The sequence below is a fragment of the Streptomyces sp. 7-21 genome (genome assembly GCF_016741785.1).
GTDB lineage: Bacteria > Actinomycetota > Actinomycetes > Streptomycetales > Streptomycetaceae > Streptomyces.
Window position 1 is genome coordinate 13,294 of record NZ_JAERRL010000022.1, and the last position, 11,956, is coordinate 25,249.

Consider the following 11,956-nt stretch of genomic DNA (forward strand, 5'->3'; position numbering starts at 1 on the left):
GCCGGGCACGCACGGGCGGAGCGGCGCCGCGGGACGCCTCAGGGCACCAGGAGCGCGCCCAAGTAGCCGACGAGCTCGGCGACGGGCTGCTGCTGGTCCGCGGCCTCCGCGCTGGTGCCGCTCATCATCAGCGTGAGCAGGACGGTGAAGGCGGCAGCCGGAGCGGCCAGGGTCCACCAGCGGAGCCGGATCCCCGCGCCGTGTCCCTTCCCCCGGGCTGCCATGACCATCCCCTCCGTTCCGTGCCGGCGGCTTGCTCACCGTCGTCTTAGACCGTACGGAAACAGGGAGGCAGCGCCCATCCGGAGACCCACCCAGTGCCCCCTGAACCTGGCCCCCTAGGGGACGGTGGGGCTGTCCCCACCCACGGCCCGGCGGGGCGGTGGGACGGGCGGGGTCAGGGCGCGGCGATGCTGGCGATGACGGCGATGACGATGCTGATGCCGAGCATGGCTCCGAGGATGGCGAGGAGCTTCCGCTGGCCGCCTGGGGGTGTCGGGTCGAGCGCGGGCATGCGGCCAGTCTCGCATCACCGGCCGGGCGCGGGCACGGCGGCCGCCTCGTCCTCCAGGTAGCGGTCGCGCCCGGCGAGGACGCCCGCGGCGATCTGCGCCACCGTCAGCGCCGTCATCAGGGCGAGGGGAGCGTGCCAGCCGCCGGTCGCCTCGTTCAGCATGCCCACCAGGACCGGGCCGGGCACGCAGAGCAGGTAGCCGGTGCTCTGGGCGAAGGCGGAGAGCCGGGCGACGCCCGCGCTGGTGCGGGCCCGCAGGCCGATCATCGTCAGGGCGACGGGGAAGGCGCAGTTGGCGATGCCGAGGAAGACCGACCACACCCAGGCGCCGCCCTCGGGCGCCACCCACAGCCCCGCGTAACCGGCCAGGGCGAACACGCCGAGGAGCGCGACGAGCGGTCCCTGCCGCCGCATCCGGGCGGCTGCCTGCGGCAGCACGAGGGACAGCGGCACGCTCACGCCCATCGCGACGGCCAGCATCACGCCTGCGCTGGTGGCGGGCACCCCGGCATCGCGGAAGATCTGCGGCAGCCAGCCCATGATCACGTAGGCGGAGGTGGACTGGAGGCCGAAGAAGAGCGCCAGCCACCACGCGGTGGGGCTGCGCGAGGGCCGCGGTGCCGGGCCGGCCGCCGCGGCGGCCGCTGCGGCCGCCGGCCCGTCCGGCGCAGCCGGCGCAGCCGGCTCCCGGCGGCCCTGGAGCAAGGCCGCCAGCCAGGGCAGCACCCCCAGCGCCGCCACGCCCGCCCACAGCCCCAGCCCCGCGCGCCAGCCGCCGCCGAAGAGGCCGGCCAGCGGGATGGTCAGCGCGGCGGCGGCCGAGGTGCCGACGGCGAAGCCCGTGGAGTACACGCTGGTGACCGGGCCCATGCGGTCGGGGAAGTACCGCTTGACGAGCACGGGCATCAGCACGTTGCCGATGGCGATGCCTGCCAGGGCCACGGCTGTGGCGGCCAGGAAGACCGGGACGCCGCCCGCCACGGAGCGCAGCACGAGCCCGCCGCAGATGGCCGCCATGGCGCCGAGCATGACCGCGACCGGCCCCAGGCGGCGGGTGAGCCGGGGAGCGGTCAGGCCGAACACGCCGAAGCACAGCGGCGGCACGGAGGTGAGCAGCCCCGCGGTGGTCCCCGACATACCCAGGTCGGCTCTGACCTCTTCGAGCATCGGGCCCAGGCTCGCGATAGCCGGGCGCAGGTTGAGTGCGGCGAGGACGAGCCCCGCCAGGATCAGCCACGGACCCCAGACGGCGCGGGCCCGCGGGGGCAGGGGGGTGCTGCTGCCGGACCGAGTACGGTCATGCTTCGCGACGGCCATGGGGGCCATCATAGAATCATGGGATGAATACCGTGCACCGGGTGCGCGGGAGGAAGGGGACGACGAAGGTGTCACTGACCGCGCCGCGGCGCTCGGCGCTCGCCGACCAGGTGATCGTCCAGCTCCGTCAGCAGATCACGTCGGGAGAGTGGCCGGTCGGCTCACGCATCCCGACGGAGCCGGAGCTGGTGGAACGGCTCGGCGTCGCGCGCAACACCGTGCGGGAGGCGATCAGGGCGCTGGCGCACAACGGTCTGCTGGACATCCGGCAGGGCTCCGGCACCTACGTGGCGGCGACCAGCGAGCTTGCCGGCGTGATGCAGCGCCGCTTCGCGCAGGCGCAGCCGGGGGACATCGCGGAAGTGCGGCGGGCACTGGAGACGGCGGCGGCGCGGCTGGCGGCCGAGCGCCGCACGGAGGCGGACCTGGAGAAGCTCAGGGCGCTGCTGCGGCGGCGCGAAGAGGCATGGGACAGCGGCGAGGTGGGGCGGTTCGTCGAGGCGGACGCCACGTTCCACCTGGCGGTCGTCGCCGCCTCGCACAACGAGGTGCTGGCGGCGGTCTACTCCGACCTGGGCTCGGTGGTGCGCGACCTGCTGCGCCGCGACCTCGGCAACGCGCTGCGGGAGGAGGACCACCTGGACCACGGCCGTCTCGTGACGGCCATCGCCGAGGGCGACGCGGCCACGGCCGAGCGGGAGGCCAGCTCCTACGCCCCGGCCTGCCGCCGCTGACACGGCCCGGCCGGCGCCCGGAGGCCCGTGGCTCCGGGCGCCGCGGCGAGCGGTCAGGCGCCCATCATGTGGACGCCGCCGTCGACGTGGACGATCTCGCCGGTCGTCTTCGGGAACCAGTCCGAGAGCAGGGCCACGACGCCGCGCGCCGCCGGCTCCGGGTCGCTCAGGTCCCAGCCCAGCGGAGAGCGGGAGTCCCACACGTCCGCCAGCTCGGAGAAGCCCGGAATGGACTTGGCGGCCATCGACTTGACCGGCCCGGCCGAGACGAGGTTGCAGCGGATGTTCTTCTCGCCCAGGTCGCGGGCGAGGTAGCGGGAGGTGGACTCCAGGGCCGCCTTCGCCACGCCCATCCAGTCGTACTTCGGCCAGGCCACCTGGGCGTCGAAGTCCATGCCCACCACGGAGGCACCGCGCTGCTCCAGCAGCGGCAGCAGCGCCATGGTCAGCGACTTCAGCGAGTAGGCGGACACCTCCAGCGCCGTGGCGACGGACTCCCAGCCGGTGTTGAGGAAGTTGCCGCCGAGCGCGTCCTGCGGCGCGAAGCCGATGGAGTGCACGACGCCGTCCAGGCCGACGCCCTCGCCGAGGTGCTCGGTGACCCGGGCGGCGAGCGTGTCGAGGTGCTCGGCGTTCTGCACGTCCAGTTCGATCACGGGCGCCGGCTTCGGCAGCCGCTTGGCGATCCGCTCGACGAGGGTGAGCCGCCCGTAGCCGGTCAGCACGACCTCGGCGCCTTCGTCCTGGGCCAGCCGCGCGGTGTGGAAGGCGATCGACGCGTCCGTGAGCACCCCCGTGACGAGGATGCGCTTGCCTGCGAGAAGTCCGCTCATGTTCAGTGCCCCATGCCCAATCCGCCGTCAACGGGGATGACGGCTCCGGTGATGTACGCGGCCTCGTCGGAGGCCAGGAAGCGGACGGCGGCGGCCACTTCCCCCGGGTCGGCGTAACGGCCCAGCGGCACCTGGCCGAGGATCTCGGCCCGCCGCTCCTCGTCCACGGCCCGTGCCATGTCGGTGTCGACGAAGCCGGGCGCCACGACGTTGCACGTGATGTTCCGCGCGCCCAGTTCGCGCGCCAGGGAGCGGGCGAAGCCCACCAGCGCGGCCTTGGAGGCGGCGTAGTTCGTCTGCCCCGGCGAGCCCATCAGGCCGACCACGGAGGAGATCAGGACGATGCGCCCGGCGCGGGCACGCAGCATGCGCCTGGTGGCGCGCTTGACCACGCGGAAGGTCCCCGTGAGGTTGGTGTCCAGCACGGCCGCGAAGTCGTCCTCGCTCATCCGCAGCAGCAACTGGTCACGCGTGATACCGGCGTTGGCCACCAGCACCTCGACGGGGCCAGCGGTGTCCTCGACCTCTTTGAAGGCCTGCTCCACCTGTTCCGGCTCCGTGATGTCGCACTTCACCGGCAGGCAGCCGCGCTCGGTGAGCTCCGCGGGCGGCTCGCCCGAGCGGTAGGTGAAGGAGACCTTGTCCCCGGCGTCGGCGAAGGCGTGTGCGATCGCCAGGCCGATGCCGCGGTTTCCTCCCGTGACCAGTACCGAGCGGCTCAAGGGATCACCTCATCCGTCTGTCGTGCGCTCCGCACAAACGCTAGCCCCCTCGCTGCCCCGTCCCGGGGGCGGGGTGCGACAGGCGCACCGGCTCCACGCTGTGGGATCCGCACTAACGCCAGGCGGCGCCACCCGGCGTGGCGCCGGAGTTAACCCCTGGGCTTGACGGGGCGCTGCGGGCATGATCGGTAACCCGGGGCGCGCCACCGGCCCCGCCCCGGCCCACGCAGATGGCTACGGACAGGAGAGACCGTGCCCCCATCCATCGACGAATCGTTCCTCGCGCTGCCGCTGCGCCGGCTCGCCGAGGCAGCGCTCGCCAGGGCGACGGCCCTGGGCGCCGAGCACGCGGACTTCCGGCTGGAACGCAACCGCAGCGCGTTCCAGGTGCTGCGCGACGCCAGGCCCGCGGGGAGCCAGGACAGCACGGACGCCGGATACGGCGTGCGCGTCGTCCACGGCGGCAGCTGGGGCTTCGCCTCCGGCGCCGACATGACGCCCGAGGCGGCGGCGCGCGTCGCCGAGCAGGCCGTGGAGATGGCGAAGCTGTCGGCCACGGTGTCGGCGGCGGCCGGCTCCGGCGACCGCGTCGAGCTGGCGCCCGAGCCGTCCCACGGCGAGCGGACCTGGGTGTCGGCCTACGAGGTGAACCCGTTCGACGTGCCGGACGCCGAGAAGACCGCGCTGCTGGCCGACTTCAGCCGGCGGCTGCTGGACCACGAGGCCGTCAGCCACGTCGACGCCCGGCTGTGGGCCGTGCAGGAGAACAAGTTCTACGCGGATACCGCGGGCACCATCACCACGCAGCAGCGGATCCGGATACTGCCGGAGCTCACGGCCACCGCCGTGGATTCCGCCAGCGGCCGGTTCGACACCATGCGGACCCTGGCGCCGCCCGCGGGGCGCGGCTGGGAGTACCTGACGGGCACCGGCTGGGACTGGGACACCGAGCTGGCCGAACTCCCGGGGCTGCTCGCGGAGAAGATGGCGGCGCCCTCGGTCGAGCCGGGCGCGTACGACCTGGTGATCGACCCGACCAACCTGTTCCTGACCATCCATGAGTCGATCGGCCACGCCACGGAGCTGGACCGGGCGCTCGGCTACGAGGCGGCGTACGCCGGAACGTCGTTCGCGACGTTCGACCAGCTCGGCACGCTGCGCTACGGCTCCGAGGTGATGAACGTCACCGGCGACCGCACCACCGAGCACGGTCTGGCGACGATCGGCTTCGACGACGAGGGCGTGGAGACCCAGTCGTGGGACCTGGTCACGAACGGCGTGCTCACCGGCTACCAGATGGACCGGCGCTCGGCCGCGCTGAAGGGCTTCGAGCGCTCCAACGGCTGCGCCTTCGCCGACTCGCCCTCGCACGTGCCGCTCCAGCGGATGGCGAACGTCTCGCTCCAGCCCGCACCCGGCGGCCCCAGCACCGAGGAGCTGATCTCCCGGGTGGAACGCGGCATCTACATCGTGGGCGACGGCTCGTGGTCCATCGACATGCAGCGCTACAACTTCCAGTTCACCGGGCAGCGGTTCTTCCGGATCGAGAACGGCCGGCTGGCGGGGCAGCTGCGGGACGTCGCCTACCAGGCCACCACGACCGACTTCTGGGGCGCCATGGAGGCGGTCGGCGGGCCCCAGACGTACGTGCTGGGCGGCTCGTTCATGTGCGGCAAGGCCCAGCCGGGCCAGACGGCCGCGGTCTCCCACGGCTGCCCCTCCGCGCTCTTCCGCGGCATCACCATCCTCAACACCCAGCAGGAGTCCGGACGATGACCCTCACCGTGACCTCGCCCCAGGAGACCGTGGAGCGGGCGCTCGAGCTGTCCCGCGCGGACGCCACCGTGGTGATCGCCGAGGAGCACTCCTCCGTCAACCTGCGGTGGGCGCTGGGCGGCCTGACCACCAACGGCGTCACCCGGACCCGGAGCCTGACCGTCATCGCGGCCGTGGACGGCGGCCAGGGCACGGCGGCGGGCGTGGTCTCGCGCACCGCGGTGACGGCCGAGGAGATCGAGCCGCTCGTCCGCGCCGCCGAGGAGGCCGCCCGCCAGTCGCCGCCCGCCGAGGACGCCCGGCCGCTGGTGACGGACTCCCCCGCCGCCGGCGACTTCGCCGCTCCCCCGGCCGAGACCTCCCCGGCCGTCTTCGCGCGCCTCGCGCCCGCGCTCGGCGAGACGTTCGCCCGCGCCCGTGCCGAGGGCCGGGAGCTGTTCGGCTTCGCCAGCCACGAGGTGGTCTCCACCTACCTGGGCACCTCCTCCGGGCTGCGGCTGCGCCACGACCAGCCCGAGGGCAGCATCGAGCTCAACGCCAAGTCGCCCGACCGCAGCCGCTCGGCGTATGTCACGGCGCGGACCGCGGACTTCCAGGACGTGGACATCGCGGCGCTCGACGCCGGGCTGGCCACGCGGCTGCGCTGGGCGGAGCGGCGCGTGGAGCTGCCCCCGGGCCGGTACGAGACGCTGCTGCCGCCGACGTCCGTGGCCGACCTGCTGATCTACCAGCAGTGGTCGGCCGACGCGCGCAACGCGCATGAGGGCCGCACGGTCTTCAGCAAGCCGGGCGGCGGCACCCGCGTCGGCGAGCGGCTGGCCGACCTGCCGCTGTCGCTGTACACGGATCCGGCGGCGCCGGGCCTGTCGTGCGCGCCGTTCCAGGTCGTGCACGCCTCGACCGACAGCCTCTCCCCCGCCTCCTCGGTCTTCGACAACGGCCTGCCGCTGTCGCGCACCGACTGGCTGCGCGACGGGGTGCTCACGGGGCTGCCCACCAGCCGCCACACCGCTGAGGTGACCGGGCTGCCGGTGGCGCCGCTGGGCGGGAACCTGCTGCTGGAGGCGGGCGGCACCCGCTCGCTGGAGGAGATGACGCGGGACACCGAGCGGGGCCTGCTGATCACCTCGCTGTGGTACATCCGGGAGGTCGATCCCGCGACGCTGCTGCTCACGGGGCTGACCCGGGACGGCGTGTACCTCGTGGAGAAGGGCGAGGTGACGGGCGTGGTCAACAACTTCCGGTTCAACGAGTCGCCGGTCGACCTGCTGGGCCGCGCCACGGAGGCGGGGCGCACGGAGATCTGCCGCTCGCGGGAGTGGGGCGAGTACTTCCCCAGGACCGCCATGCCCCCGCTGCGGATCCCCGACTTCCACATGAGTTCGGTCTCTCCCGGCGTCTGAGAGGCGGGCGGCCCCTGCCCGCCCGGGCCCGCCGCCCCTGCCCGTTCCGCCCGGGGCGGCGGGCCGGGGCGGCGCCGTAGGATGGACGGCGCATCCGACCACCCCCGACCCATGTCAGGACGCGAAACGTGACACGCCTCGGCGACTCCGTACGGCGCGCTCGTGCGCTGCTCTCCCAGGACCTTTCCTCCGACGCCACCGTGCGGGAGCTGCTTGAGGAGACCGGGTCGCGGCGCTATCTGGACCTGACGGACCTGTCGGCGAAGGAGCAGGCGGAGCTGATCGCGGCGCGGGCGGTCGACGTGCTGCCGTCGGCCGGGGCGCTGGCGGAACGGATCGAGAAGGCACGCGCGGCCGGCCGCGGGCTGCGCGTGAAGCTCGGCATCGACCCGACGGCCGCGGACGTGCACCTGGGCCACGCGGTGCCGATGATCGCGCTCAGCCGCTTCCAGCGGATGGGCCACGAGGTCACGCTGATCATCGGCGATGTGACGGCGAAGATCGGCGACCCGTCCGGGCGGTCGACGGAGCGGCCGCCGCTGACCGACGAGGACATCGCGCGGAACCTGGCCACCTACCGGGACCAGGTGCGGCCGTTCTTCGACTTCGAGCGCGTGCGGTTCCGCCACAACAGCGAGTGGCTGGCGGGCATCACCCTGCCCTCGCTGATCGGTGTGCTCTCCCAGGTGCCGGCCTCGGCGCTGCTCCAGCGCGAGGACTTCCGTAACCGCCTGGAGGCCGGGCACGGGCTGACGATGTCCGAGCTGATCTACCCGGTGGCGATGGCGATCGACTCGGCTGAGATCGATGCCGAGGTGGAGCTCGGGGGCGTCGACCAGCTGCTGAACATGCAGATGGGCCGCCGGGTGATGGAGATCTGCGGCAAGGACCCGCAGCTGATCGTCACGCTGCCGCTGATCGAGGGCACGGACGGCTCCGGCGCCAAGATGTCGAAGTCCAAGGGCAACTACATCGGGCTGACCACCCCGGCCGAGGACGCCTTCGGCAAGATCATGTCCGTGCCGGACCGGCTGACCGAGCCGTACCTGCGGGCCTGGACCGAGTGGACGGACACCGAGCTGGACCTCGTGGCGGAGCGGCTGAAGGACGGCTCGCTGCACCCGATGGACCTCAAGCGCGTGCTGGCCGGCGAGGTGGTGACCGCGCTGTACGGCGTGGACGCGGCGATGGCGGCGCGTGAGGCGTTCGCCGCACAGTTCTCGCGGCGCAGCTTCTCGGAGGTCGGCTCGCTGCCCGAGGTGGACCTCGGGGAGCACGGCGGCGAGGGCGTGACCGCGGTGCTGACGCGCGTGCTGTCGTTCGCGCCGAGCGCCTCGGCGGCGCGGCGCCTGGCCAAGCAGAGCGCGGTGCGGCTCGTCGTCGAGGACGGCGCGGGCGCTCAGCGCGCGGAGGTGCTGTCGGAGGCGGAGGCGCTGCGGCCGCTGGGCGAGATCGTCGCCGAGCGCGTGGGCGAGGCGGCCGGCGCGGCCGGCGTGTACCTCAAGGCCGGCCGGAAGCTGGCGCGGCTGCGCGGTGGCGGCCTGCCCGGGGGAGAGGCGTAGCGTGGAAGGCGAGCCCCCGGGGCACGCGGCCGGGGACGGACGGGAGAGCGTGGTGAACGCCGTGCGCTGGCAGCTGCCGGGGCGGCCGCACAAGCAGCCGCCCGTCGTGCGGATCACGGCTGCCCGGCGCAGCCTGGCGGACGACGTACGGGGGCGGCAGCGCCGCTACGTCGTCTCGATGCTCGTCCGCACGGTCGCGGTGCTGCTGACCGTGCTGCTGTGGCACGTCAGCCTCACGCTCGCCGCTGTGACGCTGGCCCTGGGAGTGACGCTGCCGTACATCGCCGTGGTCGTGGCCAACGCCGGCCGGGAGAACGCCCCGGGCCTGCCGTCGTCGTTCGTCACCGACGTCTCGCGGCAGGCCCTGCCTCCTTCCGCGCCGCCGGACGCGCACCCTGGCACGGAGCGGCCCGGGGGCGGCCTTCACAACCGGAGCTGAACGCTCCGGCGCGGGCCGGGCGGTGTGGCAGAAATCCTCAGCTCATTTGCGCCATTCCGGTGCCGCGCCTCGCACATGGCATGTCATACTTCAAGGGCGCTCCGTATCCCCCGTCGGAGCGACGAACCGACGCCGGGCGGCTCCCCCCGTGGCCGCCCGGCGTCGCCATGTCCGGCCGGCGGCGCGCACCGCGAACCGGGCGGTTGTGAGCGAACGAGGGTGGTGAGCGGTGGAGGCCATGGGTGGAGGCGATGAAGAGCGTGGAGATCCGCGAGGGACGGCCGTGACGGACGAGCCGGGTGTTCCCGTCTGCTCCGCTAAGGGCTGCCGCGCCGACGCCGTGTGGGTCCTCGCCTGGAACAACCCCCGCCTGCACACCCCGGAGCGCCGCAAGACCTGGCTCGCCTGCGAGGAGCACCGCGAGCACCTGTCGCGTTTCCTGGGGGTCCGCGGCTTTCTGAAGGACGTGGTGACGCTGGCGGAGTGGGAGCGGCGCTCAGCCTCCGATGGCTGACATGGGCCGCGACGGCTGCCGGAACCCGGGGTCGTCCAGCCCCGATCCGGCCTTCTTGCCCCACATGGCGGCCCGCCACCGCCGTGCTATCTCCTCGTCGGACGCCCCCTCGCGCAGCGGGCCGCGCAGGTCGGTCTCCTCGCGGGCGAACAGGCACGAGCGCACCTGCCCGTCGGCGGTCAGGCGGGTGCGGTCGCAGGCGCGGCAGAACGGGCGGGTGACCGAGGCGATGACGCCGACGCGGTACGGTCCGCCGTCTACGATCCAGCGCTCGGCGGGCGCCGAGCCGCGCTCGCCGGCCTCCTCCGGCTCCAGGGTGAACCGCGTCCGCAGCGAGGCCAGGATGTCGCCCGCGGTGATCATCTGGGTGCGCTGCCAGCCGTGCTGGGCGTCCAGCGGCATCTGCTCGATGAACCGCAGCTCGTAACCGTGCGCCATCGCCCAGGCCAGCAGGTCAGGGGCCTCCGCGTCGTTGATCCCCGGCATCAGCACGGCGTTGACCTTCACGGGCGCCAGCCCGGCCTCCCGGGCAGCGGCGAGGCCGCGCAGCACGTCGGAGTGGCGCTTGCGGCGGGTGAGGCGCGCGAAAACCTCCGGGTCGATGGTGTCGAGCGAGACGTTGACCCGGTCCAGGCCGGCGGCGCGCAGCGCGGCGGCCGAGCGCTCCAGGCCGATGCCGTTGGTCGTCAGGGACAGCCGGGGGCGGGGGACCAGCGCGGCACAGCGCTCGACGAGCGAGACCAGGCCGGGGCGCAGCAGCGGCTCGCCGCCGGTGAACCTGACCTCCGTCACGCCCAGGCGGGTCACGGCGACGCGCACCAGCCGGACGATCTCGTCGTCGGTGAGCAGGTCCGGCTTGGCAAGCCAGGACAGCCCTTCTTCCGGCATGCAGTAGGTGCAGCGCAGGTTGCACCTGTCGGTGAGCGAGACCCGCAGGTCGGTGGCGACGCGGCCGTAGGTGTCGAGCAGCATGCGGGGCCTTCCGCGGAGGGGTCCTGACGTCAGGCAGCGTACGTCACGCCGCCGACAACCGGCCCGGGCCCGGGAGGGCGCGCGGACGGCCCGCGCGGACGGCGGTCTGGCGGCCTTTCAACTCAACGCCGGCCGGGGGGCGCTGTCGGTGCCGCCGCGTATCCTCAGTGACCATGCTCGAAGACCACCAGGCAGCCGCGGCTGCTGCCCCGCCCGCTGCGCAGTCCACCGCCGACGCATGGCCCTCCGGTTACCCGGAGGGCTATGCCGTGGTCGACGTGGAGACGACGGGCCTGGGGCGCGATGACCGCATCGTGTCGGTCGCGGTGTACCAGCTCGGCGCCCGGGGCGACGTCGAGGACCACTGGTACTCGGTGGTCAACCCGCAGCGTGACCCAGGGCCGACGTGGATTCACGGGCTGACGGCGGAGATGCTGGCGGACGCGCCGCTGTTCGCGGATATCGCCGGGGAGCTGGGCCAGCGGCTGACGGGCCGCGTGCTGGTGGCGCACAACGCGGTGTTCGACTGGACGATGCTCGCCCGCGAGTACGCGCGGGCCGGCGGCGCGCCGCCGGTCGAGCAGCGGCTGTGCACGATCAGGCTCTCCAAGGTGCTGGGCCTGCCGCTGAAGAACCACAAGCTGGAGACGCTGGCGGCGTACTTCGGCGTCGCGCAGCGCCGCGCGCACCACGCGCTGGACGACGCCCGGGTGCTCGCCGAGGCGTTCCGGCCGAGCCTGCACCGGGCGGCGGCGCGGCGGCTCGCGCTGCCGCTGCTGTCGTGCGTGCCGCTGAGCGAGTGGGCGGCGGTGCCCGCGCCCGGCGGACCGCGCGGCGGCCGCCAGGGCTGGCGCTCGGGCGGGCGGCGCCGGCCGTGCCCGTACCCCAACCCCGGGCGGTACGAGCCGGGCGGGCGGCTGATGCCGGGCATGCGGGTGGCGTTCTCCGGCGACACCGCGGTGGAGCGGGACCTGCTGGAGGAGCGGGCCTGCGCGGCGGGGCTCGGCGTGACGAACGGCGTGACCCGCACCACGAGCCTGCTGGTCACCAACGATCCGGACGCCGTGACCTCCAAGGTGCTCAAGGCCAAGACGTACGGCACGCCGGTGGTGGACGAGGCGGAGTTCACCCGGCTGCTGGCGGACGCGGCCCCGCCGCCCGAGGCGTGAG

General features: G+C 73.8%; 13 protein-coding genes. 7 read left to right on the forward strand and 6 right to left on the reverse strand.

Features of this window, described 5'->3' with window-relative positions:
- Nucleotides 1-38 precede the first annotated feature (38 nt).
- The 3 genes from JK356_RS21055 to JK356_RS21060 all read right to left on the reverse strand — a co-directional run bounded on the left by JK356_RS21055 (nucleotide 39) and on the right by JK356_RS21060 (nucleotide 1,840).
- Nucleotides 39-224, reverse strand: a complete 186-nt coding sequence (locus tag JK356_RS21055) for a hypothetical protein (RefSeq protein ID WP_236671697.1) — start codon at nucleotides 222-224, stop codon at nucleotides 39-41.
- A 173-nt stretch (nucleotides 225-397) separates the two neighbouring features.
- On the reverse strand, nucleotides 398-514 hold the full coding sequence (locus JK356_RS22265; RefSeq protein ID WP_269137178.1) for an SGM_5486 family transporter-associated protein: 117 nt from the start codon (nucleotides 512-514) through the stop codon (nucleotides 398-400).
- A gap of 15 nt (nucleotides 515-529) precedes the next feature.
- Nucleotides 530-1,840 carry a CynX/NimT family MFS transporter gene (locus JK356_RS21060; protein ID WP_374100693.1) on the reverse strand — a complete coding sequence of 437 codons (1,311 nt, stop codon included), beginning with the start codon at nucleotides 1,838-1,840 and terminating at the stop codon, nucleotides 530-532.
- A gap of 59 nt (nucleotides 1,841-1,899) precedes the next feature.
- Here JK356_RS21060 and JK356_RS21065 point away from each other — a divergent pair, with 59 nt between their 5' ends.
- Complete coding sequence (locus JK356_RS21065; RefSeq protein ID WP_201870317.1) at nucleotides 1,900-2,565, forward strand: FadR/GntR family transcriptional regulator; 666 nt, start codon at nucleotides 1,900-1,902, stop codon at nucleotides 2,563-2,565.
- Nucleotides 2,566-2,618: 53 nt separating this feature from the next.
- Here the strand turns inward: JK356_RS21065 and fabI are convergent, their stop codons facing one another.
- Nucleotides 2,619-3,398: an enoyl-ACP reductase FabI gene (gene fabI / locus JK356_RS21070; RefSeq protein WP_201870275.1), complete on the reverse strand. Its 780-nt coding sequence runs from the start codon at nucleotides 3,396-3,398 to the stop codon at nucleotides 2,619-2,621.
- 2 nt (nucleotides 3,399-3,400) lie between these two features.
- Nucleotides 3,401-4,120 carry a 3-oxoacyl-[acyl-carrier-protein] reductase gene (gene fabG, locus JK356_RS21075; RefSeq protein ID WP_201870276.1) on the reverse strand — a complete coding sequence of 240 codons (720 nt, stop codon included), beginning with the start codon at nucleotides 4,118-4,120 and terminating at the stop codon, nucleotides 3,401-3,403.
- 252 nt (nucleotides 4,121-4,372) lie between these two features.
- Here fabG and JK356_RS21080 point away from each other — a divergent pair, with 252 nt between their 5' ends.
- From JK356_RS21080 to JK356_RS21100, 5 genes are all read left to right on the forward strand, one after another.
- Nucleotides 4,373-5,896 (forward strand): TldD/PmbA family protein, encoded by a 1,524-nt coding sequence (locus JK356_RS21080; RefSeq protein WP_201870277.1) that lies wholly within the window; start codon nucleotides 4,373-4,375, stop codon nucleotides 5,894-5,896.
- Nucleotides 5,893-7,299 (forward strand): TldD/PmbA family protein, encoded by a 1,407-nt coding sequence (locus JK356_RS21085; RefSeq protein WP_201870278.1) that lies wholly within the window; start codon nucleotides 5,893-5,895, stop codon nucleotides 7,297-7,299. Before JK356_RS21080 ends, JK356_RS21085 begins: the two co-directional genes overlap by 4 nt.
- A gap of 128 nt (nucleotides 7,300-7,427) precedes the next feature.
- Entirely contained in the window at nucleotides 7,428-8,861 is a 1,434-nt protein-coding gene (tyrS, locus tag JK356_RS21090; protein ID WP_201870279.1) for a tyrosine--tRNA ligase, read from the forward strand.
- A 61-nt stretch (nucleotides 8,862-8,922) separates the two neighbouring features.
- A complete protein-coding gene (locus JK356_RS21095; RefSeq protein ID WP_201870318.1) occupies nucleotides 8,923-9,300 on the forward strand; it encodes a DUF3099 domain-containing protein in 378 nt (125 codons plus the stop codon).
- A 238-nt stretch (nucleotides 9,301-9,538) separates the two neighbouring features.
- Complete coding sequence (locus tag JK356_RS21100; RefSeq protein WP_236671700.1) at nucleotides 9,539-9,814, forward strand: hypothetical protein; 276 nt, start codon at nucleotides 9,539-9,541, stop codon at nucleotides 9,812-9,814.
- On the opposite strand, the gene moaA is transcribed toward JK356_RS21100, so the two are convergent.
- Nucleotides 9,797-10,786, reverse strand: coding sequence for a GTP 3',8-cyclase MoaA (gene moaA, locus JK356_RS21105; RefSeq protein WP_201870281.1), 990 nt, complete (start codon nucleotides 10,784-10,786; stop codon nucleotides 9,797-9,799). The genes JK356_RS21100 and moaA overlap by 18 nt on opposite strands.
- 173 nt (nucleotides 10,787-10,959) lie before the next feature.
- Here moaA and JK356_RS21110 point away from each other — a divergent pair, with 173 nt between their 5' ends.
- Nucleotides 10,960-11,955 carry a DEDDh family exonuclease gene (locus tag JK356_RS21110; protein WP_201870282.1) on the forward strand — a complete coding sequence of 332 codons (996 nt, stop codon included), beginning with the start codon at nucleotides 10,960-10,962 and terminating at the stop codon, nucleotides 11,953-11,955.
- Nucleotide 11,956: the final 1 nt, after the last annotated feature.